This window comes from Geodermatophilus tzadiensis, assembly GCF_003002915.1.
Taxonomy (GTDB): Bacteria; Actinomycetota; Actinomycetes; order Mycobacteriales; family Geodermatophilaceae; genus Geodermatophilus; species Geodermatophilus tzadiensis.
Genome location: NZ_PVTG01000003.1, coordinates 267,333 through 289,612 on the forward strand (window position 1 = coordinate 267,333; position 22,280 = coordinate 289,612).

A 22,280-nucleotide genomic window follows, 5' to 3' on the forward strand; every position below is an offset into this window, starting at 1 on the left:
CCCGACGGCGCGCCTGGCGCGCCGGACCACGTCGCCGAAGCAGGGAGATCCGAGTGCCACGCCGCCTCTTCACGTCCGAGTCGGTGACCGAGGGCCACCCGGACAAGATCGCCGACCAGATCAGCGACGCGATCCTCGACCAGATGCTCGACCAGGACCCGCGCAGCCGGGTCGCCGTCGAGACGCTGATCACCACCGGCCAGGTGCACATCGCCGGCGAGGTCACCACCGCCGGCTACGTCGACATCGCCGACGTCGTGCGCCGGACCATCCTCGGCATCGGCTACGACTCCTCGCGCAAGGGCTTCGACGGCGCCTCGTGCGGCGTGAGCGTCTCCATCGGCGCGCAGTCGCCCGACATCGCCCAGGGCGTGGACACCGCCTACGAGGCGCGCACCACCGGCGCGGCCGACGACGAGATCGAGCGCCAGGGCGCCGGCGACCAGGGCCTGATGTTCGGCTACGCCACCGACGAGACCCCCGAGCTCATGCCGCTGCCCATCGCGCTCGCCCACCGGCTCGCGCGCCGGCTGTCGGCGGTCCGCAAGGACGGCTCGGTGCCCTACCTGCGGCCCGACGGCAAGACCCAGGTCACCGTCGTCTACGAGGACGACCGGCCGGTCGGCGTCGACACCGTCGTCGTCTCCTCGCAGCACGCCGAGGACATCTCCATCGAGCAGCTGCTCACCCCCGACGTGCAGGAGCTCGTCGTGGAGCCCGAGCTGCAGGCCCTGGGCCTGCCCACCGACGGCTACCGGCTGCTGGTCAACCCCACCGGCAAGTTCGTCATCGGCGGCCCGATGGGCGATGCCGGGCTGACCGGCCGCAAGATCATCGTCGACACCTACGGCGGGATGGCCCGTCACGGCGGCGGCGCGTTCTCCGGCAAGGACCCCTCGAAGGTCGACCGCTCCGGCGCCTACGCCATGCGCTGGGTGGCCAAGAACGTCGTCGCCGCGGGCCTGGCCCGTCGCTGCGAGGTGCAGGTGGCCTACGCGATCGGCGCCGCCCACCCGGTGGGCCTGTTCGTCGACACGCACGGCACCGGCACGGTGGCCGACGACGTCCTGGAGAAGGCGGTCACCACCGTGTTCGACCTGCGTCCCGGCGCGATCGTGCGCGACCTGGACCTGCTGCGGCCGATCTACGGGCCGACCGCCGCCTACGGCCACTTCGGCCGCACCGACGTCGAGCTGCCGTGGGAGCGCACCGACCGGGTCGAGGCGCTGCGGTCCGCCGTCGGCGCCTGAACCGGGTGCCGACGGATCTCAACGGAGTGTTGACAACGGATCGTTGAGGTGTGAGCCTGGTCGTCGTGCCTCCTGCCGACGACCAGGCCCGCGCCGCGCGCGAGGCTGACGCCGCCGCCCGCCTGCTCGACGCGGGGGCCGGCACGCTGCCGCGGGCGCCGTGGCTGCGCGGCGCCCAGCCGCCGGCCGCGGCCGACCTCGTCCGGTTCGCCCTGTGGCGTGCCGGGACCGGTGACCTCGACGACGACGCGCTGCTCGCCGCGCTCGCGCTGCTGCCCGCCGTTCGCGCCGAGGCCGACCAGCTCGAGGCCGGCCTCCTGCTCACCGCGCGCGCCACCGGGCTCTCGTGGTCGCGGATCTCCGCGGCGCTCGGGCTGGCCTCACCACAGGCGGCGCAGCAGCGCTTCGACCGCGTCAGCAGCCGGGTGGAGGAGCGGTGACCACCGCCACCGCGCCCGCCGACCTCGCCCTGCACGGCGTCCGGGTGCTGGGCTTCCCGACGACCGCCCGCGTCGCCGGCCGCTACGGCCTCGCGCGGGACGCCGTCGAGGAGGCCCTGCTCGACGCCGAGGCCCGCGGCTGGGTGCGCCGGCTGGCCTTCGGCGGCAGCGAGGGCTGGTCGCTGCTCGACGCCGGCCGCGCGGAGGGGGAGCGCCGGCTCGCCGCCGAGCTCGACGCGCTCGGCGCCCGGGACGCCGTGACCGACGTGCACGCCCGCTTCCGGCCGCTGAACCGCCGCTTCGGCGCCGCCTGCACCGACTGGCAGCTGCACCCCACCCGGCTCGACCCGATGGCGTTCAACGACCACACCGACTGGCGGTGGGACGAGCGGGTGCTGCGCACGCTGCGGTCGGCCGGGGCGGAGTTCGCCGGGCTCTGCGCCGAGCTGGGCGCGCTGCTGGCCCGCTTCGGCGGCTACCCCGGCCTCTACGCCGCGGCGCTGCGGCGGGTGGACGCCGGCGAGCGCGGCTGGGTTGACGGGCACGACCGCGACTCGCTGCACCTGGTCTGGATCCAGTTCCACGAGGACCTGCTGGCCACCCTCGGCATCGAGCGCGGCACCGACGCCTGAGTGCCCGGTCCCGTCGGAGCCGGTGGGTAGCGTGCGACCACGTGCCCACCGACCCCGCCGTCCCCGCGCCCGAGGGGGCGCCGCGGGTGGCGCGGGTCGTCGTCGACGTGCCGCTCGCGCACCTGGACCGGCCCTTCGACTACGCCGTCCCCGACGAACTGGCCGGGCAGGTGCGGGCGGGCTGCCGGGTGCGGGTGCGCTTCGCCGGCCAGCTGGTGGACGGCGTCGTGCTCGAGCTGGCCGACGCCAGCGACTCCGGGCGGAAGCTCGCGCCGCTGGCCAAGCTGGTCTCGCCGGAGCCGGTGCTCACCCCGGAGGTGGCCGCGCTGGCCCGCTCGGTGGCGCAGCGCTGGGCCGGCACCCTGACCGACGTGCTGCGGCTGGCCATCCCGCCCCGCCGGGCCGCCGCCGAGAAGCGCCCCCCGGGGGAGGCCCCGCCGCCGCCCGCGCCGCCGGACCCGGCCGGGTTCGCCCGCTACCCGGCCGGGCCCTCCCTGCTGTCCGCCGTCGCCGAGGGGCGCCCGGCCCGCGCGGTGTGGACGGCGCTGCCCGGCGAGGACTGGCCGGCCCGGCTGGCCGAGCTGTGCCAGGCCGCCCTGTCCGGGGGGCGCGGCGCGCTCGTCGTCGTCCCCGACGGCCGCGACCTCGACCGGCTGGAGGCGGCGGCCACCGCCCGGCTGCCGGCGGGCTCCTTCGTCGTGCTGCGCGCCGACGCCGCCCCCGACGCGCGCTACCGGCGCTTCCTCGACGCCGTCCGCGGCAGCGCCCGGGTGGTGCTCGGCACCCGCGCCGCGGTGTTCGCGCCGGTCGCCGACCTGGGCCTGGTGGCCGTCTGGGACGACGGCGACGACCTGCACGCCGAGCCCCGCGCGCCCTACGCGCACGCCCGCGACGTGCTCCTGCACCGCGCGCACCTGGCCTCGTGCGCCGCCGTCGTCGCGGCCACCGCGCGCACCGCGGAGGCGCAGCTGCTCCTCGACAGCGGCTGGGCGCACGAGCTGGCCGCCGACCGGGCCACCCTGCGCGCCGCCGCACCCCGCGTGCAGGCCCTCGGCGAGGACTCCGAGCTGGCCCGCGATCCGGCCGCCCGCACCGCCCGGCTGCCCAGCCTCGCCCACCGGGTGGCCCGGGCGACGCTGGCCGAGGGCGCGCCGGTGCTCGTCCAGGTGCCCCGCGCCGGCTACGCGCCCGGGCTGGCCTGCGACCGCTGCCGGGCGCCCGCCCGGTGCGCGGTGTGCCGGGGCCCGCTGGGCATCTCCCCGACGCCGGGGCCGGGCGCGTCGCGGGTGCCGGCCTGCCGCTGGTGCGCCCGCCCGGCGGCCACGTTCGACTGCCCGCACTGCCACGGGACGAAGCTGCGCGCCTCCGTCGTCGGCGCGGCCCGCACCGCCGAGGAGCTGGGCCGGGCGTTCCCCGGCGCGCCGGTGCGGGTGTCGGGGCGGACGTCGGGCGTCCTGCCGTCGGTGCCGGCCGGGCCGTCGCTGGTGGTGGCCACCCCGGGCGCCGAGCCGGTCGCCGAGGGCGGCTACGGCGCGGCGCTGCTGCTCGACTCGTGGGCCCTGCTCGGCCGGGCGGACCTGCGGGCGGGGGAGGAGACGCTGCGCCGCTGGGCGAACGCCGCCACGCTGGTGCGCCCGCACGGCTCGGTGGTCGTCGCCGCCGACGCCGCCCACCCCGTCGTCCAGGCCCTCGTGCGCTGGGACCCGGGCTGGCTGGCCGAGCGCGAGCTCGCCGACCGCCGGGCGCTGGGCTTCCCGCCGGCCACCCGGATGGCGGCGCTGTCCGGCTCACCGGCGGCGCTGGCGGAGTTCCTCACCGCCGCCCGCCTGCCCGCCGACGCCGACCTGCTCGGTCCGGTGCCCGAACCCCCGCGCCCCGGCCAGGAGGGGGAGCGGGAGCGCTACCTGGTGCGGGTGCCGCGCGGCGAGGGCCTGGCGCTGGCCACCGCGCTGGCCGAGGTGCAGGGCGTGCGCAGCGCGCGGAAGGCCGGCGAGCACGTGCGCGTCCAGCTCGACCCCCTCGAGCTGGTCTGAGGAAGGACCCTCCTGCCCCCCGCCACTCGCAGGCTCGCGGCGGGCCCCTGCAGGAGGGCCGCATACGCTGGGCCGGTGAGCGTCACCCCCATCCGGCTGCTCGGCGACCCGGTCCTGCACAGGCCCGCCGCCCCCGTCGTCGACTTCGACGCCGAGCTGCGCCGGCTGGTCACCGACCTGACCGAGACCATGCACGCCGCCGGCGGGGCCGGGCTGGCCGCGCCGCAGATCGGCGTCGGGCTGCGGGTGTTCACCTGGTACGTCGACGGCGAGGTCGGCCACCTCGTCAACCCCTCGGTCGACCTCGTCGGCGAGGAGACCGAGGAGGCGCCCGAGGGCTGCCTGTCCATCCCGGGCTACCGCTTCGACTGCCGCCGCCACCTGCACGTCGTCGCCACCGGCTGGGACCAGCACGGCGACCCGGTCCGGGTGGAGGGCTCGCACCTGCTCGCCCGCGCGGTGCAGCACGAGGTCGACCACCTCGACGGCGTGCTGTTCGTCGACCGGCTCGACCCCGAGGCGCGGGCCGCCGCCCTCGCCGCGCTGGCCGAGGCCGAGTGGACCGGCATGGGCGCCTGGGTCCCGCGCGTGGAGGTGAGCCCCCACTGAGGCTCCTGTTCGCCGGGACGCCGGAGGCCGCCGTCCCCTCGCTGGACGCGCTGCTGGCCTCCGGGCACGAGGTGGCCGCCGTCCTCACCCGGCCCGACGCCCGCTCCGGCCGCGGCCGCACGGTCAGCCGCTCGCCGGTCGCCGAGCGCGCCGACGCCGCCGGCGTCCCCGTCCTGCAGCCGCGCTCGCCGCGGGAGCCGCAGTTCCTCGAGCAGCTCGCCGGCCTCGCCGTCGACTGCGCGCCCGTCGTCGCCTATGGCGCGCTGGTCCCGCCCGCGGCGCTCGACCTGCCCGCGCACGGCTGGGTCAACCTGCACTTCTCGCTGCTGCCGGCCTGGCGCGGCGCCGCGCCGGTGCAGCACGCGGTCATGGCCGGCGACGAGGTCACCGGCGCCTGCACCTTCCGGCTCGAGCAGGGCCTGGACACCGGGCCGGTGTTCGGCGTGGTCACCGAGCCGATCGGCCCGCGCGACACCGCCGGCGACCTGCTCGGCCGGCTCGCCCTCAGCGGCGCCCGGCTGCTGGTGGCCACCCTCGACGGCATCGCCGCAGGCTCGCTCGTCCCGCAGCCCCAGCCGGCCGACGGGGTCAGCCTCGCGCCGCGGATCGAGACCGCCGACGCCCGGGTGGACTGGGCGCTGCCGGCGCACGTCGTCGACCGGCGGGTCCGCGGCGTGACCCCGGCCCCGGGCGCGTGGACGACGTGGCGCGGCGAGCGGTTCCGCCTGGGCCCGGTCGAGCCGCTGCCGACGTCCCCGGGCCTGGCGCCCGGCGAGGTGTCTGTGGGCTCCAGCGGGGTCGTGGTGGGCACCGGCCGCGGCGCGGTGCGGCTCGGCGAGGTGCAGCCCGCCGGCAAGCGCCGGCACCCGGCGCCCGACTGGGCCCGCGGCGCGCGCCCGGCGCCCGGCGAGCGGTTCGGGGCGTGAGCGGCCCGCCCCGGCGCCCGGCCGGCCCCCGCGGGGGACGGCGGGACCGCCGTCCGCCCCGCCGCGCACCCCTCGACGGCGCCCGGCTGACCGCCTACGACGTGCTCGACGGCGTCTCCGCGCGGGAGGCCTACGCCAACCTGCTGCTGCCGCAGCTGCTGCGCGAGCGCGACCTCGAGCCGCGCGACGCCGCCTTCGCCACCCAGCTGGCCTACGGGGCGCTGCGCGCGCAGGGCACCCTCGACGCCGTCCTCGCCACGCTGGTCGACCGGCCGCTGGCCGACCTCGACCGCCGGCTGCTCGACCTGCTCCGGCTCGGCGCCTACCAGCTGCTCGACCTCCGGGTGCCCGCGCACGCCGCCGTCGCCACCACCGTCGACCTCGCCCGCGCCATCGTGGGGCCCGGCCCCTCGGGCCTGGCCAACGCCGTGCTGCGCCGGGTGGCCGCCGGCGGCGACCGCGCCGCCTGGCTGGCGCGGCTCGGCGCCGACGGCGACCGGCGCCTCGCGCTGGCCACCGACCACCCCGAGTGGATCGTGAGCGCCTGGCGCGAGGCCCTCGGCGGGGACGCCGAGCTCGAGGCCGCGCTGCTCGCCGACGACGCCGCCCCCGAGGTGCACCTCGTCGCGCGGCACGTGGACCGCGGCGCACTCGCCGAGGAGTCCGGCGGGACGCCCGGGCCGTGGTCGCCGTACGCGGTGCGCCTCGGCGGGGGAGACCCCGGGCGGCTGCCGTCGGTGCGCTCGGGCGCGGCCGCGGTGCAGGACGAGGGCAGCCAGCTCGCCGCGCTGCTGCTCCCCCGGGCGCCGCTGGAGGGGCCCGACGCGCGCTGGCTCGACGTCTGCGCCGGCCCCGGCGGCAAGGCCGGGCTGCTGGCCGCCGTCCGCCCGGCCGGGGTGCACCTGACCGCCGCCGACCGTGCGCCGCACCGTGCCGAGCTGGTCCGCGGCGCGCTGGCCGGCGAGGACGACGTCGAGGTGCTGGTGGCCGACGGCCGCGAGCCGCCGTGGGCGCCCGGCTCCTTCGACCGCGTGCTGCTCGACGCGCCGTGCACCGGGCTGGGGGCGCTGCGCCGCCGTCCCGAGGTGCGCTGGCGGCGCGGACCGGACGACGTCGGCCCCCTGGTGGAGCTGCAGACGGCGCTGCTCGACTCGGCGCTGGCCTCGGTGCGGCCCGGCGGCGTGGTGGCCTACGTGACCTGCTCGCCGCACGCCGCCGAGACCGTCGCCGTGGCCGACGCCGCGGCCGCCCGGGACGACGTCGAATTGCTGCCCGTGGCCCCGCTGCTCGACGGTGTGCCCGGGGTCGGGCGGGGGTCCTACGCGCAGCTGTGGCCGCACCGGCACGGCACCGACGCGATGTTCCTGGCGCTGCTCCGCCGCACCCGCTGAGCCGCCCGCGGTGGAGCCGGGCCTCGCGCGCCCGGCCTCCGTCGCCCGGCCTGCCCCGCCGTGCCCCGGCTCCCCAGCCACGTCGCCCACCCCCGCGCGAGATCTGCACACTCGTGGTCATCGGCGCCGCGAAGGGCGCGAGTGTGCAGCTCTCGCGGGGAGCGCGACCGCGGCCGGGAGGGGTGATCACCCCGCACCTAGACTCGGCGGACGTGCCCCGCACCCCGATGATCGCCCCCAGCCTGCTCTCCGCGGACTTCGCCCGGCTGGCCGACGAGGTGGCCCGGGTCGCCGACGCCGACTGGCTGCACGTCGACGTCATGGACGCCCATTTCGTGCCCAACCTGACCCTGGGCCGACCCGTGGTCGAGGCCATCCAGGCGGTCAGCCCGGTGCCGCTGGACTGCCACCTGATGATCGAGGCGCCCGAGCGGTGGGCGCCGGGCTACGCCGAGCTGGGCGCCCGCAACGTCACCGTGCACGCCGAGGCCTGCACCGGCGACCCCCGCGACGTCGCGCGCGACATCCGCGCCGCCGGGGCGCTGGCCGGCCTGGCGATCAAGCCGGGGACGCCGCTGGAGGACTACGAGGACGTCCTGCGCGACTTCGACACCCTGCTGGTGATGACCGTCGAGCCGGGCTTCGGCGGCCAGTCGTTCATCGCCGACGTGCTGCCCAAGGTCCGCCGCGCACGGCAGCTGGTCGACACCGGCCACCTGCGGCTGTTCGTCGAGGTCGACGGCGGCATCAACGCCGACACCGTCGAGCAGGCCGCCGCCGCGGGCGCCGACGTCTTCGTGGCCGGCTCGGCCGTCTACGGCGCCGACGACCCCGCCCGCGCCATCGCCGCCCTCCGCGCGCAGGCCGCGTCGGCGGCCGCCGGGTGACGCCGCAGGAGCAGTCCGCGATGGCCCGGGCGCGCGAGCTCGGGCTGTCCGTCCTCGGCACCACCAGCCCCAACCCGGCCGTCGGCGCCGTCGTCCTCGACGCCGACGGCGCGGTCGCGGGGGAGGGCGCCACCTCCCCGCCCGGCGGCCCGCACGCCGAGGTGCACGCGCTGGCGCAGGCCGGCGAGCGGGCCCGCGGCGGCACCGCCGTCGTCACCCTCGAGCCGTGCGCGCACACCGGCCGCACCGGCCCCTGCGCCGACGCGCTGCTGGCCGCCGGCGTGGCCCGGGTCGTCGTCGCCGTGCCCGAGCCCACCCGGCTCGCCGTCGGCGGCGCCCGGCGGCTGCGGGAGGCCGGGGTGGACGTCGAGGTCGGCGTCGAGCAGCAGGAGGCCGAGGAGGGCGCGCTGGCCGCGTGGCTGACCGGCGTCCGCGAGCAGCGCCCGCAGGTGGTCTGGAAGGTCGGCGCCACCCTCGACGGGCGGGTCGCCGCTGCCGACGGCACCAGCCGCTGGATCACCGGGGCGACCGCCCGCGCCGCGGTGCACGCGCTGCGTGCCACCTGCGACGCCGTCCTCGTCGGCTCGGGGACCGTGCTGACCGACGACCCGCAGCTCACCGTCCGCGACGCCGACGGCCGCGACACCGCCCGCCAGCCGCTGCGCGTGGTGCACGACCGCCGCGGCCGCGTGCCGGCCACCGCGCGGGTGCTCGACGACGCCGCGCCCACCCACGTCAGCCGGGCCGGGTCGCCGGCCGAGCTGCTGGCCGAGCTGTTCGACCGCGGCGTGCGCCGGGTGCTGCTCGAGGGCGGCCCCACGCTCGCCGCGGCCTTCCTGCGCGCCGGCCTGGTCGACGAGGCCGTCGTCCACCTGGCCCCCAAGCTCCTCGGCGCCGGTCCCTCGCTGGTGGGGGACCTGGGAATCCCGACGATCGCCGGCGCGCTTGCCCTCGAGGTACGGGACGTCACCCGCCTCGGCGGGGACGTGCAGATCCGCCTGCGGCCCACCCGTCACACTGGGAGCCGAGGGCACGTGGACGGGAGGGGCTGAGGTGTTCACCGGCATCGTCGAGGAGGTCGGCTCCCTCGCCGCGCGCGAGGAGGCCGGCGACGCCGCGGTCCTGCGCATCCGCGCGCGCCGCGTGCTGGAGGACGTCGCCCTGGGCGACTCGATCTCGGTCAACGGCGTCTGCCTGACCGTGACCGCCAGCGACGGGCAGGAGTGGAGCACCGACGTCATGGGCGAGACGCTGCGCCGCAGCAGCCTCGGCGCCCTGGCCGCCGGCGACCCGGTCAACCTCGAGCGGGCCGTCGCCGCGGGCGGGCGGCTGGGCGGGCACGTCGTGCAGGGCCACGTCGACGGCGTCGGCACGGTGCTCGCGCGCACCCCGGCCGAGCACTGGGAGGTCGTGCGGGTCGCGCTGCCCCCGGAGCTGGCCCGCTACGTCGTCGAGAAGGGCTCGATCACCGTCGACGGCGTCTCCCTCACCGTCAGCGCGCTCAGCGCCGCCGACGACCCCGAGCCCTGGTTCGAGGTCAGCCTCATCCCCACCACCCTGCGCGAGACCACGCTGGGCGGACGCGCCCCGGGAGACCCGGTCAACCTGGAGGTCGACGTGATCGCCAAGTACGTGGAACGCCTGCTGGGAGCGCGATCGTGACCGATCCCGTCCGCCTGGACTCCGTCGAGACCGCGATCGCGGCGGTCAAGGCCGGCCGGCCCGTCGTCGTCATCGACGACGAGGACCGCGAGAACGAGGGCGACCTGATCTTCGCCTCGGAGCTGGCCACCCCCGAGCTGGTCGCGTTCATGGTCCGCTACACCTCGGGCTACATCTGCGTCTCGGTCACCGAGGCCGACGCCGACCGGCTCGACCTGCCGCCGATGTTCCGGGTCAACCAGGACCGCCGGGGCACCGCCTACACCGTCACCGTCGACGCCCGCGAGGGCATCACCACCGGCATCTCGGCCAGCGACCGCGCGCACACCATCCGGCTGCTCGCCGACGCGCAGACCTCCTCGGCCGACCTCGCCCGGCCCGGCCACATCGTGCCGCTGCGGGCCAAGGACGGCGGCGTGCTGCGCCGGCCCGGCCACACCGAGGCCGCCGTCGACCTCGCCGTCCTCGCCGGCCTGCGCCCCTCGGGGACGCTGTGCGAGCTGGTCAGCGAGAAGGACCCCACCGGCATGGCCCGCGCCGAGGAGCTGCGCGTCTTCGCCGACGAGCACGACCTGTGCCTGATCTCCATCGCCGACCTCATCGCCTACCGCAAGCGGTTCGACAAGCTGGTCGAGCGGGTCGCCGAGGCCACCGTGCCGCTGGCGCCGGGCACCTTCACCGCGGTCGGCTACCGCAGCTCCTACGACGAGCGCGAGCACGTCGCCTTCGTCTACGGCGACGTCGGCGACGGCGAGGACGTGCTGGTGCGCGTGCACTCCGAGTGCCTCACCGGCGACGTCTTCGGGTCGCTGCGCTGCGACTGCGGTCCCCAGCTGCAGGCCGCGCTGGCCGCCGTCGCCCACGAGGGCCGCGGCATCGTGCTCTACATCCGCGGGCACGAGGGCCGGGGGATCGGCCTGCTGCACAAGCTGCAGGCCTACCAGCTGCAGGACTCCGGGGCCGACACCGTCGACGCCAACCTCGACCTGGGCCTGCCCGCCGACGCCCGCGACTACGGCACCGGCGCGCAGATCCTCGTCGACCTCGGCGTGCACACCATGCGGCTGCTGACCAACAACCCGGCCAAGCGCGCGGGCCTGGAGGGCTACGGCCTCAAGGTGACCGGCCGGGTGCCGCTGCCCAGCCACGTCACCGCCGAGAACCTGGCCTACCTGCGCACCAAGCGCGACCGGATGGGCCACCTGCTCGACATCATCGAGCCCGAGACCGAGTCCGGCCCCGCCGACGTCCCGGCCGCGGCCACCGTGCCCGGCACCGACGTCCCCCTCCGGCAGACGGAGCAGCAGCTGTGAGCGGCACCGGCCGGCCCGAGGCGGGCGCCGTCGACGCCGCGGGCCTCTCCCTGGGCATCGTGGCCACCACCTGGCACGCCGAGATCACCGACAGCCTGCTGGCCCGCGCGGTCGAGGCGGCCCGCGCCAGCGGCGTGCCCCGGCCCACCGTCGTGCGCGCGCCCGGCGCGGTGGAGCTGCCGGTGGTCGCCCAGGCGCTCGCGGAGCGGCACGACGCCGTCGTCGCGCTCGGGGTGGTCATCCGGGGCGGCACGCCGCACTTCGAGTACGTGTGCGACGCCGTCACCGCGGGGCTGACCCGGGTCGCGCTCGACGCCGGCAAGCCGGTCGGCAACGGCGTGCTCACCTGCGACACCGAGGAGCAGGCCCGCGACCGCTCGGGACTGCCCGGCTCGGTCGAGGACAAGGGCTGGGAGGCCGCGATCGCCGCGCTGGCCACCGCGCTGACCCTCCGCTCGCTGCGGCCCCCGCCGCGCACCACCGGTTTCCAGGCCACCCCGGCCGTCGGGCAGGGGCTGGCGTGAAGACCTTCGACGAGCTGTTCGCCGAGCTGTCGGGCAAGGTCGCGGCCGGCGACCCCGCGTCGGGCACCGTGACCGCCGTCCGCGACGGCGTGCACGCGGCCGGCAAGAAGGTGGTCGAGGAGGCCGCCGAGTCGTGGATGGCCGCCGAGCACGAGGGGCCCGAGCGGACGGCGGAGGAGATCAGCCAGCTGCTCTACCGGGTGCAGGTCCTCATGCTCGCCCGCGGCCTGTCCCTCGACGACGTCTACACCCACCTCTGAGAAAGGACCCTCCTGCCCCCCACCGCTCGCAGGCTCGCGGCGGGCCCCTGCAGGAGGGCCGAGCCTGCACCGCCGACCCGAGGAGTCCTACCGTGTTGCGTGTCGCCGTTCCCAACAAGGGCGCCCTGAGCGAGCCCGCGGCGGCGATGCTGGCCGAGAGCGGCTACCGGCAGCGCCGCAGCACCAAGGACCTCGCCGTCTACGACCCCGACAGTGACACCGAGTTCTTCTACCTGCGGCCGCGCGACATCGCCGTCTACGTCGCCTCCGGCACCCTCGACGTCGGCATCACCGGCCGCGACATGATGCTCGAGACCGCCCCCGCCGACGGGGAGGGCCCGAGCGCCGTCGAGGTCATGCCGCTGGGCTTCGGCCGGTCCTCCTTCCGCTTCGCCAGCCCCGTGGAGTCGGCCATCGACTCCGTCGAGCAGCTGGCCGGCCGGCGCATCGCCACCGCCTACCCGGTGCTGCTGCAGCGCTTCCTCGAGGAGTCCGGCATCAAGGCCGGCGTGGTCAAGCTCGACGGCGCGGTGGAGACCGCCTGCCGGCTGGGCGTGGCCGACGCGGTCTGCGACGTCGTCGAGACCGGGACGACGCTGCGCGCCGCGGGGCTGCGGATCATCGGCGAGCCGGTCCTCACCAGCGAGGCGGTGCTCGTCCGCCGGGAGGGCGCCGAGGAGATCCCCGCCGTCGCCCAGCTGCGGCGGCGGCTGCGCGGCGTCCTGGTCGCCCGGCAGTACGTGATGCTCGACTACGACTGCCCCAACGAGCTGCTGGCCCGGGCCACCGCGCTGACGCCCGGCCTCGAGGGGCCGACGGTCAGCCCGCTGCAGACCGAGGGCTGGTCGGCGGTGCGGGCGATGGTCCGCCAGAACGACACCAACCGGGTGATGGACGAGCTCTGGGAGCTCGGCGCCCGCGCCATCCTGGTCACCAGCATCCACGCCTGCCGCATCTGATGAAGGACCACCCTTCCCCCCACGCCTCGCACGCTCGGCGCGGGTTCCTGAAGGGGGCCGTTCCAGCACCTCACCGGGGCTCGCGGCGGGACCATGCACGGGGGCCACGAGTGCGGTTCTCGTCCTCGTGGCGGTGCTGCTGTGCGCCGCGTGCGCGGAGCGGGGGTCGGGCGCCGCGCCCGGGACCACCGGCCCGGCGACGGCGGCGGGTGACGCGCTCACCGTTGAGGTCGACCGCGGCGACGGCAGCCCGGTGGAGCGGTACACGCTGACGTGCGGCGACGTCCCGGGCGGCGACCACCCCGACCCGGCCGGGGCCTGCGCGCACCTGGCCGGTCTCGACGACCCGTTCGCCGCGCCGCCGACCGACCGAGCCTGCACCGAGGTCTACGGCGGGCCGCAGACCGCCCGGGTGACCGGCACCTGGCGCGGGGCTCCCGTGGACCGCGACCACGCCCGCACCGACGGCTGCCGGATCGCCGAGTGGGACGCGCTGGGCCCGCTGCTGCCCGGCCCCGTCGGCGTCGTGGACCAGCTGCCCGACTGACGCGCCGGCGCGCTCATGCGGGCCTGGTCGCCCGGTCGTCCAGCCACGGGGTGTCGGGCTCGTCGCGGTGCGAGCCGCTGGAGCAGACGTGCCTGCTGCTGGTGCCCGGCCCGTTCCTCAGCACGTGCACCAGCGCCGTCGCGCCCACGGCCCTGACCGTGCTCGTCCGTCAGGACGAGACCCGCCGCGGGACTCACCGCCGCACGCGGCAGCGGCCCCCTCCCGAGCCGGGAGGGGGCCGCCGTCGTGCCGGCGCCGGTCGGGGTCAGCGCACCCGGAGGGTGCGGTCGACCAGGTCGATGGCGGTGCACAGGCCCAGCGCCATGGCCCGGCCGCTGGTCGAGCCGGTGGCCAGCAGGCCCTCGATCGCCGGGCCCAGCGGGCGCTCACCGACCAGGCCGGCCAGCACGGCCGCGTACTCGCCGCTCACCCGCCCGGCCGCGGCGTGCCGCAGCAGGGCCCGGGAGAGCTCGGTGGTCCGCCCGGCGGCCAGGGCGTGCACGCCGGCGGAGAAGCGCTCGGCGGCCGGGTGCCCGAGCAGCACCAGCCCGGCCATCGTGCCGGCCATGACGTCGTCACCGGCCGGGGTGAGGCCGGGGCCGAGGCCGACCAGCCGCACCGCGGTGCGCAGCGCGGCGTCGAGGTCGGCCCGGCGGACGGCGCCGCGCAGCGCGGCCAGCGGACCGCCCGGACCCCCGGGCAGGCCCGGCAGGGTGAACGCGCTGTGCGGCACGCCCTCGCCGTAGAGGGTGTTGCGCAGCTGGCGCACGCCCTCGGGCAGCAGCGCCGGGCGCGGGCTGGGCAGCCGGGGCCGCGGGTCCCACCACGCCGCCGCGCGGACGACGAGGTCGCCGACCACGATCCGGCCGCCGCCGACCTCGGCGGGTGCACCGCTGGGCACGGTGACCAGCGGGCGGCCGTTGCTCGGCCGGAACAGCACGCAGCCCAGCGGCAGCCGCGCCGCGTCGCTGGTCAGCACACCGACCACGTCGCTGCCGCGCTCGGTGGGCACCTGCAGGTACACCGCGGCCGGCGCGCTCATGAGCACGCGCGCGTGGCGGACCGGCCCGCGCAGGAGGTCGGCGACCCCCGTGCTGGCCGAGGCCGGCACCGCGGAGGGCGTCCGGACGGGTGCGCCCGTCCGGACCGCGTCCTGGGCCGCGCGGGGGAGGGGGATCGTGGGGAGACCGGCACGGGCGGCACGGCCCTGGACGGCGGCCCCCGAGCCGTGAGGGTTGTGGTCGATCGTGCGCATGTCTGGCCCTTCGCCGTGACAGGTCGGAGGCGACCCTCCGCTCAGGGCCCCCGACCGGTCCGGTCCCTCCGCCGGAGTGGGCGGGGCGCCAGGTGCGGCGACCGCCTACCATCCAGCGGACGGAACGGACCGGGTCTCGAAGCTAAGCGGCGCGTCGCACGTCCTCGTATGGCGAATGTGGCCAAGAATGGGGGCGGCCGTCCAGGCACACATGCCAGGTTCCTGCAACTGGAGACATCGGGCGGCCGACGAGGAGGGCGAGTCGTGACTCAGGGTGAGGCCTACCTGGCCTCAGGGTCGTACCCCACGGCGCCGCTGTCGTTCCCCCGCGGCCGGTACCAGGCCGGCGGCGGCCGCTCCGGCCAGCCCCGGGACGACCGCTCGGGCTGGCGCGACCGGGTGGGCCTGCGGGTGGACGAGGCCCTGCGCCTGCCCCGCCTGGCCGGTGCGGAGGTGGTCGCGGGCCGGGCGGGCCTGGAGCGGACCGTCCGGCACATGGTCGTCGACGACCCCACCGCCCCGCTGGCCGCCGCCGGCCCCGACGTCGTGGTCGTGCTCGGCGCCCGGCTCCCCCCGGCCGACCCCGCCGACTGCCGGGCGCTGGTCGAGCGCCTCGACCACCTGGGCACCGCGGCGCTGGCCTACCGGCGCACCGAGGGGCCGCCGCCGGTGCCCGGCGAGGTGCTGGCCGAGGCCGACCGGCGGTCGCTGCCGGTGGTGGCGCTGCCGGCCACGGTCCGGCTCGACGAGGCGGTCTCCGAGGTGCTCGGCGCGGTGGTGCGCAAGCAGGGCGAGGCCCTGGTGCTCTCCGCCCGCATGCACGACCAGTTCATCGACGTCGCCCTCTCCGGCGGCGGGCTGGCCGAGGTCACCGAGCAGCTGGCCACGTTCCTGGAGGGCGCGGCGGTGCTGGGGCTGGGCCCCGACCGGGAGATCGTCACCACCGCGGGCCCCTCCGACGACGTCGCCGAGATCAGCGACTGGCTGTGGCTGCTCGACGCCGAGGCCGAGGACGAGCTGGCGATGATGGCGCCCTCGAGCCGCGTCTCGGGCGTGCGCGCCGACCAGACCGTCGTCACCCCGGCCGACGTGCTCGCCGACGCCGACCTGTCCCCGGCCGACGGCATCCTGCTCGTCCCGGGCCACCACGAGCTGCCCGGTGGGGTGGGGGAGTACGCCGTCGCCCCGATCATGGCCGGCGACCAGCGGCACGGCTGGCTGGTCGCGGTGCACCGCAGCGGGCAGATGGTGGTCGGCGCCGGCGGCGTGCTCGAGCGGGCCGCCGTCGTCTCCGCGCTGTCGGTCATCCGCCAGCAGGCGGTGCACTCGGTCGAGCTGCGCTTCCAGGGCGACCTGGTGCGGCGGCTGGTCGCCGGGTCGCTGCGGCACACCGAGCGGGCGCTGGCGCAGACCCGGTCGTTCGGCTGGCGGCTCGACGGGCCGGTCGCCGTCCTGGTGACCGCCACCGAGACCGCCGCCGACCCGCAGGCCGACCCCACCCGCGCCCTCGACGTCCTCGACCGGCTGGCCGACGGCTGGCGGGCGGCCCTGGAGTCGGAGGTGTCCGGTGCCGCGGTGGCGGGGCTGTCCACCGAGATCGTCACGGTGCTGCCGCTCGACGAGCGCACGCCCGAGGACATCACCGCGCTGGTCACCGCGGTCACCTCGCGGGTCAACGCGCGCGTGCGCCGGGTGGGCCGCGTGCTGGCCACCGGCATCGGCCGGCCGGCGCTGTCGCTGTCGGCGCTGGGGGAGGCCCACCAGCAGGCGCAGCGGGCCCTCGGCGTGGGACAGGAGATCCACGGGCCGACGGCGGTCACCCACTTCGACCAGCTCGGCGTCTTCCGGCTGCTCTCGCTCATCCCCGACTCGACCGAGCTGCGGTCCTACGTCGACGAGGTGCTCGGCACGCTCGCCGACGCCTCCGACCCCGACTCGGCCGACCTGCGGGAGACGCTGCGGGTGCTGCTGGAGACCAACCTCAACGTCGCGGAGTCCGCGCGCCGGCTGCACTTCCACTACAACACGATGCGCTACCGCATCGGCAAGCTGGAGCGGCTGCTCGGGCCCTTCACCACCGACCCCACGCTGCGGCTGAACCTGCTCCTGGCGCTGCACGCGGCCCGGATGCGCGGCCTGGACCAGCCGCACCGGCCACCGGTCGACTCCGGCCTCCTGCCGCCCGACGACGGCTACGACGCGCTGGTCTGACGCAGGACCTGCCCGCAGCGCGGGGCCGTCCGCGCTCGGGCAGCATCTGCGGGGTGACCGCACCGGTGGAGGAGCTCGTCGGCCGGATGCGGGCGCTGCTCGATGAGCTCGAGGCCGACGGCGACCCCGGCCGGTTCTTCCTCGGCACCTACCTGCGCACCACCGAGGCCGTGGACGCCGCGATCGACGGGGGGCTGTTCGAGGACCCGGCCTGGGTGACCGCCTGGGACGTCGACTTCGCGGAGTTCTACCTCGACGCCCTCGAGGCGCACCGCCGCGACCCGGCGTCGCCCCCGGCGCCGTGGCGGGCGGCCTTCGGCACCGACCCCCGGACCCGGCCCGAGGGGCACGTGCTGCTCGGCATGAACGCGCACATCAACTTCGACCTGCCGCAGTCGCTGGTGCGGGTCATCGGGCCGGCGGACCTCGCCGACCCCGCGGTGTCCGAGAGCCGGCGCCGCGACCACGAGCGGATCGACGCCGTCCTGGCCGGCCGGGTGGCGCACGAGGACGTCGCCCTGCAGGCCGCGGGCTCCCGGCGGACCGTGGTCGACCGGGTGATGGCCGGGGCGAACCGGACCGCGGCGCGGGTGCTGCTGCGGGAGTCGCGGCGCAAGGTCTGGGCCAACACGATGGCCCTGCACGAGGCGCGGCTGGCCGGCCCGGAGGCGCTCGCGCGGCGGGTGGCCCAGCTGGAGGAGGTCAGCGCCGCACGGGTGGCCGACCTGCAGCGCGGCGGGCCGGTGCTGCTGCGGCTGGCCGTGTCCGGCTTCGGCGTCGAGCTGCCGGAGGGGTGAGGGCCGGGGCGGCACGGTCCTAGCGTGGGGACGTGGCGGCGCGACCGGGGGTCCCCGACGAGGCGGCCGCCGTGCACCCGCGACCCCGGCTGCGCGGGGTCGACGTGCTGCGCGGGCTCGCCGTCGTCGGGATGCTCCTCGTCGACAACCGCGGCAACGCCGCGATCCCCGACCAGTTCGAGCACGTCGCGTGGGACGGGCTGCACGTCGCCGACGTCGTCTTCCCGGTCTTCCTCCTGGTGGTGGGTGTCTCGGTGCCGTTCTCCCGGCGGTCCGGCCGGCCCCGGGCCGCGCTGACCCGGGTGGCGACGCTCGCCGTCCTCGGCTGGCTCGTCGTCACGGCCAAGTACGGCTCACCGACCGCCGGGCTGGGCGTCCTCGGCCACGTCGCGGGGGCCTACCTGCTGTGCTGGTCGCTGCTCCGGCTGCCCCGCCCGGTGCAGGTGCCCGTCGCCGCCGGCGTGCTGGCGGGGCTGTGCCTCCTCACGGTGGTCCTGGGCGACGGCCCGGACCGGTCGTGGGGACAGGCCGGGGACGCCGCCCTCGGCCTGCGCTTCTCCGCCGAGGCGCCGCACTCCTACCCGGGCGGCGCGGTGACCGTCTTCCTCGGCGTGCTCGCCGGGCGGGCGCTGCGGTCGGGCCCGGGGCGGGCGGCCCTGGTCCGGCTGATCGCGGGCGGTGCCGCGCTGGGAGCCGCGGGGTGGGCGCTCACGCCCCTGGTGCCGGTGAACAAGCGGCTGTGGTCGCCCTCGTTCGTGCTGGTCACCGGCGGCATCGCGCTGCTGGCGCTGGCGCTGCTGCACTGGCTGGTCGACCAGCGGGGAGTGACGCGCCCGTTCCGGCCGTTCGAGGTGCTGGGGACCGAGGCGATCGTCGCGTTCGTCTTCTCCGAGGTCGTGTTCCGCGCGCTCCTCGCGCCCGCGGTGCAGCCGGCGGTCGACGGCTGGGTCACCGCGGTCGCCGGGGCGGCCGTGTCCGCCTGGCTCTACCCGGTGCTCTCCGTCGTGGCGACGTGGGCGCTGTGCGCCGCGCTGCTGCGCCGCGGGGTGGTCGTGCGGGTCTGAAGGCCGCTCACTCGCCGTCGGGTGCCGGCGGCGGACTGCCCCCGACCGGCTCGGCCGTGCTGCGCTCGAGCAGCCGGTTGGCGCTGACCAGGGTGATGCCGCGGTCGGCGACCTGCTGCAGCGCGGACGGCAGCGCCCGCACCTCCAGCTCGCGCCGCTCGGCCAGCGCGACGGCGAAGGCGGCCTGCGGGTCGAAGGTGCCCCGGCCGATGCCGTCGTGCAGGCCCAGGACGTCCCCGGCGGCGACCGTCTGCCCCATGTAGTCCTCGATCTCGGTGACCTCCTTCTTGTCCCCCGGCCCGCGGGTGACCGACCAGATGAAGGTGTCGTAGCCGAGCTCGGCGGCGATGCGCAGCGCGTAGCCGGTCAGCTCACCGCGGGGCGGCCGGAAGCTGGTGAACGGCTGCCCGAGCAGGGCCTCGACCTCGTCCTTGCAGCGCACCATCTCCTCCCGGGTCTCCTGCTGGGTGAGCGTGGTGAGGTCCCGGTGGGTCCAGGTGTGGTTGCCGATCTCGTGCCCGGCGGCCACCACGTCGCGCAGCACGTCGGGGTGGTGGACGCCGTTCCAGCCCATGACGTTGAACGTCGCCGTGACGCCGGCCCGGTCGAGCGCGTCGAGGATCCGCGGGGTGTACTCCGGCGTCGGCCCGTCGTCGAAGGTGATCGCCGCGACCGGCTCGGAGACCGTGGTGTTCCAGACGACCCGGCGGGTGCCGAGCCGGGCCACGCCCTCGCCCTCGTCCGCCGCGCCGGCGGCCTCGAAGAAGCGCTCCTCGGCGTGCGCCGTCGCCCGGCGCCGCACCTCGTCGTCCTGGCTCGCGACGAGCGCGCCGCCGGTGGCGCCGACCGCCAGCCCGGCGGCGCCCGCTCCGGCGCCCAGGAGGAACCCGCGTCGCGTCGTCATGGGGAGGTCCTAGACCCGGTGTGGGGGCGTTGGGAACCACCGGGAGCGCCCGGTCTCGTTCCGGGTGGTCCGCGCTGCCGGATCGCGCGGGCGGGCGCAGGCTGGCCGGGGGGCCGCACCGGGCGGCACCGGGAGGAGGGCCGCATGACCGCCAGCACCAGGCCGCTCGACGGGAGGGTCGCCCTGGTCACCGGGGCCTCCTCGGGGATCGGCGAGGCCACCGCCGTCGCGCTCGCCGCGGCCGGGGCCGCCGTCGCGATCGGCGCCCGCCGTGCCGACCGGCTCGACGCGCTGGCGGCCAAGCTCCGGGACGACGGCGCGCGGGTGCTGACCCTCGACCTCGACGTCACCGACGAGGCGGCCTGCCGCGACGCCGTCCGCCGCACGCGGGAGGAGCTCGGCGGCCTCGACGTCCTGGTCAACAACGCCGGCGTGATGCTGCTCGGCACGATCGTCGGCGCCGACGTCGAGGACTGGCGGCGGATGCTGTCCACCAACGTGCTCGGCCTGATGTACCTGACCCACGCCGCGATCGACGGGATGCTCGAGCAGGGCTCGGGCGACGTGGTCAACATCTCCAGCGTCGCCGGCCGCACCGCCCGCAAGGGCGCCGGGGTCTACAACGCCAGCAAGTGGGCGGTGAACGCCTTCAGCGAGTCGCTGCGCCAGGAGGTGACCACGAGCGGCGTGCGGATCTCGCTGGTCGAGCCCGGCGCGGTGGCCACCGAGCTCACCGACCACATCACCCAGCCCGACGCGAAGGCCGCCTCGCAGCGCATGTACACCGAGATGACGCCGCTGCAGGCCGAGGACGTCGCCCGCGCGATCGTCTACGTCGTCACCCAGCCGCCGCACGTCGCGGTCAACGAGGTGCTGGTCCGGCCCACCGCCCAGGAGAGGTGACGTACGGGAACGGCCACCCCTCAGGGGCCCGCGCCGAGCGGAGCGAGGCGTGGGGGGAGGGGTGGTCCTTCCTCAGTCGGAGAAGACCTCGATCGAGGCGCCCATCTCGACCAGGCGCTCGTAGAGGTGCTCGTAGCCGCGGGCGATGATGTCGACGTTGCGCAGCACCGAGGTGCCCCGCGCGGCCAGCATCGCCAGCAGGATGCAGACGGCCGGCCGCAGCGCCGGCGGGCAGACCACCTCGGCGCTGCGCCAGCGGGTCGGGCCGGTGACCAGCACGCGGTGCGGGTCCATCAGCCGCACGTCGGCGCCCAGCCGGGTCAGGTCCGACAGGTGGATGGCCCGGTTGTCGTAGACCCAGTCGTGGATGAGCGTCGAGCCGGTGGCCGAGGCCGCGATCACCGCGAAGAACGGCAGGTGGTCGATGTTGAGGCCCGGGAACGGCATCGGGTGGATCTTGTCGATCGGCGCCTTGAGCTGCGACGGCGAGATGGTGACGTCGGCCAGCCGGGTGTGGCCGTTGTCGGCGCGGTACTCCGGGGAGAGCGTGTACCGCAGACCCATCTCGGCCAGCACGGCCAGCTCGATCTCGAGGAACTCGACCGGGGCGCGGCGCACGGTCAGCTCCGAGCCGGTGACGATGCCCGCGGTGAGCAGGCTCATCGCCTCCACCGGGTCCTCGCTGATCGTGTAGTCGACGTCGGCGTCGAGCACCGGCCGGCCGTGCACGGTCAGCGTCGTCGTCCCGAGGCCCTCGACGCCGACGCCGAGCAGCTGCAGGTACAGGCACAGGTCCTGGACCATGTAGTTGGAGCTGGCGTTGCGGATGACCGTGGTGCCGTCGGTGCGGGCGGCGGCCAGCAGCGCGTTCTCGGTGACGGTGTCGCCGCGCTCGGTCAGCACGATGGTGCGCCGCGCGGTGGCCCGGGGCTCGACGGCGGCGTGGTACTCGCCCGCGTGCGCCTCGACCGCCAGGCCGAAGGGGCGCAGCGCGATCATGTGCGGCTCGACGGTGCGGGTACCGAGGTCGCAGCCGCCGGCGTAGGGCAGCCGGAAGGTGCGCGCCCGGTGCAGCAGCGGGCCCAGGAACATGATGATGCTGCGGGTGCGGCGGGCGGCGTCGGCGTCGATGCCGGCGAGGTCGAGCTCGTCGGGGACGACGAGGGTCAGGTCGCGGCCGGCGCCGTCCCACGTGGCCGAGACGCCGATCGAGCGCAGCACGTCGAGGATGCGGTCCACCTCGACGATGCGGGCCACGTTGCGCAGCGTCGTCCGGCCGCGGTTGAGCAGCGAGGCGCACAGCAGCGCGACGGCGGCGTTCTTCGACGACTTCACCGTGACGCTGCCGCGCAGCGGGGTCCCGCCGGTCACCCGCAGGTGGGTCGGGCCGGCCGGTCCCACGCTGATCAGCTCGCTGTCGAGGGCGTCGGAGAGCCGGCCGAGCAGCTCGAGGGTCAGGTTCTGCCCGCCCTGCTCGATGCGGGCCACGTCGCTCTGGCTGGTGCCCAGCCGCTCGGCGAGCTGCTGCTGGGTCAGCCCGCGGTGCCGGCGCGCGTCGCGGACCAGCAGGCCGATCCGCCGGGTCGCGCCGGCGGCCAGGGGGCTGGGCGTCGGGGCATCGGCCGTCGGCGTGAGGAGGGTCGGGTCGGTCGACGTCACGGGGGGCCACGGTATCGCCCACGAGGAATCGGTCGGTCAGGGCGCGCCGTGCGG

Annotated in this window: 23 protein-coding genes; 19 read left to right on the plus strand and 4 right to left on the minus strand. The window is 77.0% G+C overall.

All coding sequences use genetic code 11. The annotated features are described in order from the left end of the window. Nucleotides 1-53: 53 nt before the first annotated feature. The 15 genes from metK to LY71_RS06595 all read left to right on the plus strand — a co-directional run bounded on the left by metK (nucleotide 54) and on the right by LY71_RS06595 (nucleotide 13,433). Nucleotides 54-1,250, plus strand: a complete 1,197-nt coding sequence (gene metK / locus LY71_RS06525; RefSeq protein ID WP_106276133.1) for a methionine adenosyltransferase — start codon at nucleotides 54-56, stop codon at nucleotides 1,248-1,250. Nucleotides 1,251-1,300: 50 nt separating this feature from the next. Beyond that, on the plus strand, nucleotides 1,301-1,690 hold the full coding sequence (locus LY71_RS06530) for a DNA-binding protein (RefSeq protein WP_106276134.1): 390 nt from the start codon (nucleotides 1,301-1,303) through the stop codon (nucleotides 1,688-1,690). Then, nucleotides 1,687-2,322, plus strand: coding sequence for a transcriptional regulator (locus tag LY71_RS06535; RefSeq protein WP_106276135.1), 636 nt, complete (start codon nucleotides 1,687-1,689; stop codon nucleotides 2,320-2,322). The genes LY71_RS06530 and LY71_RS06535 overlap by 4 nt, the downstream gene beginning before the upstream one ends. 41 nt (nucleotides 2,323-2,363) lie before the next feature. Further along, the gene (locus LY71_RS06540) at nucleotides 2,364-4,355 is read left to right on the plus strand and encodes a primosomal protein N' (RefSeq protein ID WP_245887714.1); all 1,992 of its coding nucleotides are present in this window, start codon (nucleotides 2,364-2,366) and stop codon (nucleotides 4,353-4,355) included. 75 nt (nucleotides 4,356-4,430) lie between these two features. Next, nucleotides 4,431-4,964, plus strand: coding sequence for a peptide deformylase (gene def, locus LY71_RS06545; RefSeq protein ID WP_106276136.1), 534 nt, complete (start codon nucleotides 4,431-4,433; stop codon nucleotides 4,962-4,964). Beyond that, entirely contained in the window at nucleotides 4,913-5,890 is a 978-nt protein-coding gene (locus LY71_RS06550) for a methionyl-tRNA formyltransferase (RefSeq protein ID WP_245887715.1), read from the plus strand. Before def ends, LY71_RS06550 begins: the two co-directional genes overlap by 52 nt. Next, nucleotides 5,887-7,281 (plus strand): RsmB/NOP family class I SAM-dependent RNA methyltransferase, encoded by a 1,395-nt coding sequence (locus LY71_RS06555; protein WP_211297174.1) that lies wholly within the window; start codon nucleotides 5,887-5,889, stop codon nucleotides 7,279-7,281. Before LY71_RS06550 ends, LY71_RS06555 begins: the two co-directional genes overlap by 4 nt. A 212-nt stretch (nucleotides 7,282-7,493) precedes the next feature. Next, nucleotides 7,494-8,168: a ribulose-phosphate 3-epimerase gene (gene rpe, locus LY71_RS06560; RefSeq protein ID WP_245887716.1), complete on the plus strand. Its 675-nt coding sequence runs from the start codon at nucleotides 7,494-7,496 to the stop codon at nucleotides 8,166-8,168. Between the two features lie 20 nt (nucleotides 8,169-8,188). Next, nucleotides 8,189-9,220: a bifunctional diaminohydroxyphosphoribosylaminopyrimidine deaminase/5-amino-6-(5-phosphoribosylamino)uracil reductase RibD gene (gene ribD / locus LY71_RS06565; protein WP_106276137.1), complete on the plus strand. Its 1,032-nt coding sequence runs from the start codon at nucleotides 8,189-8,191 to the stop codon at nucleotides 9,218-9,220. Nucleotide 9,221: 1 nt separating this feature from the next. Beyond that, complete coding sequence (locus LY71_RS06570; RefSeq protein WP_106276138.1) at nucleotides 9,222-9,830, plus strand: riboflavin synthase; 609 nt, start codon at nucleotides 9,222-9,224, stop codon at nucleotides 9,828-9,830. Next, nucleotides 9,827-11,143 carry a bifunctional 3,4-dihydroxy-2-butanone-4-phosphate synthase/GTP cyclohydrolase II gene (locus LY71_RS06575; RefSeq protein WP_106276139.1) on the plus strand — a complete coding sequence of 439 codons (1,317 nt, stop codon included), beginning with the start codon at nucleotides 9,827-9,829 and terminating at the stop codon, nucleotides 11,141-11,143. The genes LY71_RS06570 and LY71_RS06575 overlap by 4 nt, the downstream gene beginning before the upstream one ends. Then, nucleotides 11,140-11,667, plus strand: coding sequence for a 6,7-dimethyl-8-ribityllumazine synthase (gene ribH / locus LY71_RS06580; protein WP_106276140.1), 528 nt, complete (start codon nucleotides 11,140-11,142; stop codon nucleotides 11,665-11,667). Before LY71_RS06575 ends, ribH begins: the two co-directional genes overlap by 4 nt. Further along, nucleotides 11,664-11,927: a phosphoribosyl-ATP diphosphatase gene (locus LY71_RS06585; protein WP_075015374.1), complete on the plus strand. Its 264-nt coding sequence runs from the start codon at nucleotides 11,664-11,666 to the stop codon at nucleotides 11,925-11,927. Before ribH ends, LY71_RS06585 begins: the two co-directional genes overlap by 4 nt. Before the next feature lie 92 nt (nucleotides 11,928-12,019). Then, complete coding sequence (hisG, locus tag LY71_RS06590) at nucleotides 12,020-12,886, plus strand: ATP phosphoribosyltransferase (RefSeq protein ID WP_106276141.1); 867 nt, start codon at nucleotides 12,020-12,022, stop codon at nucleotides 12,884-12,886. Between the two features lie 127 nt (nucleotides 12,887-13,013). Further along, nucleotides 13,014-13,433, plus strand: a complete 420-nt coding sequence (locus LY71_RS06595) for an SSI family serine proteinase inhibitor (protein WP_106276142.1) — start codon at nucleotides 13,014-13,016, stop codon at nucleotides 13,431-13,433. Nucleotides 13,434-13,446: 13 nt separating this feature from the next. Here the strand turns inward: LY71_RS06595 and LY71_RS24420 are convergent, their stop codons facing one another. Together LY71_RS24420 and LY71_RS06600 are read right to left on the minus strand one after the other, a co-directional pair. Beyond that, on the minus strand, nucleotides 13,447-13,581 hold the full coding sequence (locus tag LY71_RS24420; protein WP_281261588.1) for a hypothetical protein: 135 nt from the start codon (nucleotides 13,579-13,581) through the stop codon (nucleotides 13,447-13,449). 117 nt (nucleotides 13,582-13,698) lie between these two features. Then, entirely contained in the window at nucleotides 13,699-14,544 is an 846-nt protein-coding gene (locus tag LY71_RS06600) for an oxamate carbamoyltransferase subunit AllH family protein (RefSeq protein ID WP_245887717.1), read from the minus strand. A gap of 408 nt (nucleotides 14,545-14,952) precedes the next feature. Here LY71_RS06600 and LY71_RS06605 point away from each other — a divergent pair, with 408 nt between their 5' ends. Genes LY71_RS06605 through LY71_RS06615 form a run of 3 tightly spaced genes read left to right on the plus strand, consistent with a single transcriptional unit; the run spans nucleotide 14,953 to nucleotide 18,760 of the window. Then, nucleotides 14,953-16,899, plus strand: a complete 1,947-nt coding sequence (locus tag LY71_RS06605) for a PucR family transcriptional regulator (RefSeq protein WP_245887718.1) — start codon at nucleotides 14,953-14,955, stop codon at nucleotides 16,897-16,899. A gap of 53 nt (nucleotides 16,900-16,952) precedes the next feature. Continuing rightward, nucleotides 16,953-17,696, plus strand: a complete 744-nt coding sequence (locus LY71_RS06610; RefSeq protein ID WP_106276144.1) for a DUF5995 family protein — start codon at nucleotides 16,953-16,955, stop codon at nucleotides 17,694-17,696. Between the two features lie 32 nt (nucleotides 17,697-17,728). Next, nucleotides 17,729-18,760, plus strand: coding sequence for a heparan-alpha-glucosaminide N-acetyltransferase domain-containing protein (locus tag LY71_RS06615; RefSeq protein ID WP_106276145.1), 1,032 nt, complete (start codon nucleotides 17,729-17,731; stop codon nucleotides 18,758-18,760). Between the two features lie 7 nt (nucleotides 18,761-18,767). Here the strand turns inward: LY71_RS06615 and LY71_RS06620 are convergent, their stop codons facing one another. Continuing rightward, on the minus strand, nucleotides 18,768-19,664 hold the full coding sequence (locus LY71_RS06620) for a polysaccharide deacetylase family protein (protein ID WP_106276146.1): 897 nt from the start codon (nucleotides 19,662-19,664) through the stop codon (nucleotides 18,768-18,770). Between the two features lie 144 nt (nucleotides 19,665-19,808). Between LY71_RS06620 and LY71_RS06625 the strand changes: the two genes are divergently transcribed. After that, nucleotides 19,809-20,567, plus strand: a complete 759-nt coding sequence (locus LY71_RS06625; RefSeq protein ID WP_106276147.1) for an SDR family NAD(P)-dependent oxidoreductase — start codon at nucleotides 19,809-19,811, stop codon at nucleotides 20,565-20,567. A 72-nt stretch (nucleotides 20,568-20,639) separates the two neighbouring features. On the opposite strand, the gene LY71_RS06630 is transcribed toward LY71_RS06625, so the two are convergent. Then, on the minus strand, nucleotides 20,640-22,226 hold the full coding sequence (locus LY71_RS06630; RefSeq protein WP_245887719.1) for a UDP-N-acetylglucosamine 1-carboxyvinyltransferase: 1,587 nt from the start codon (nucleotides 22,224-22,226) through the stop codon (nucleotides 20,640-20,642). Nucleotides 22,227-22,280 lie beyond the last annotated feature (54 nt).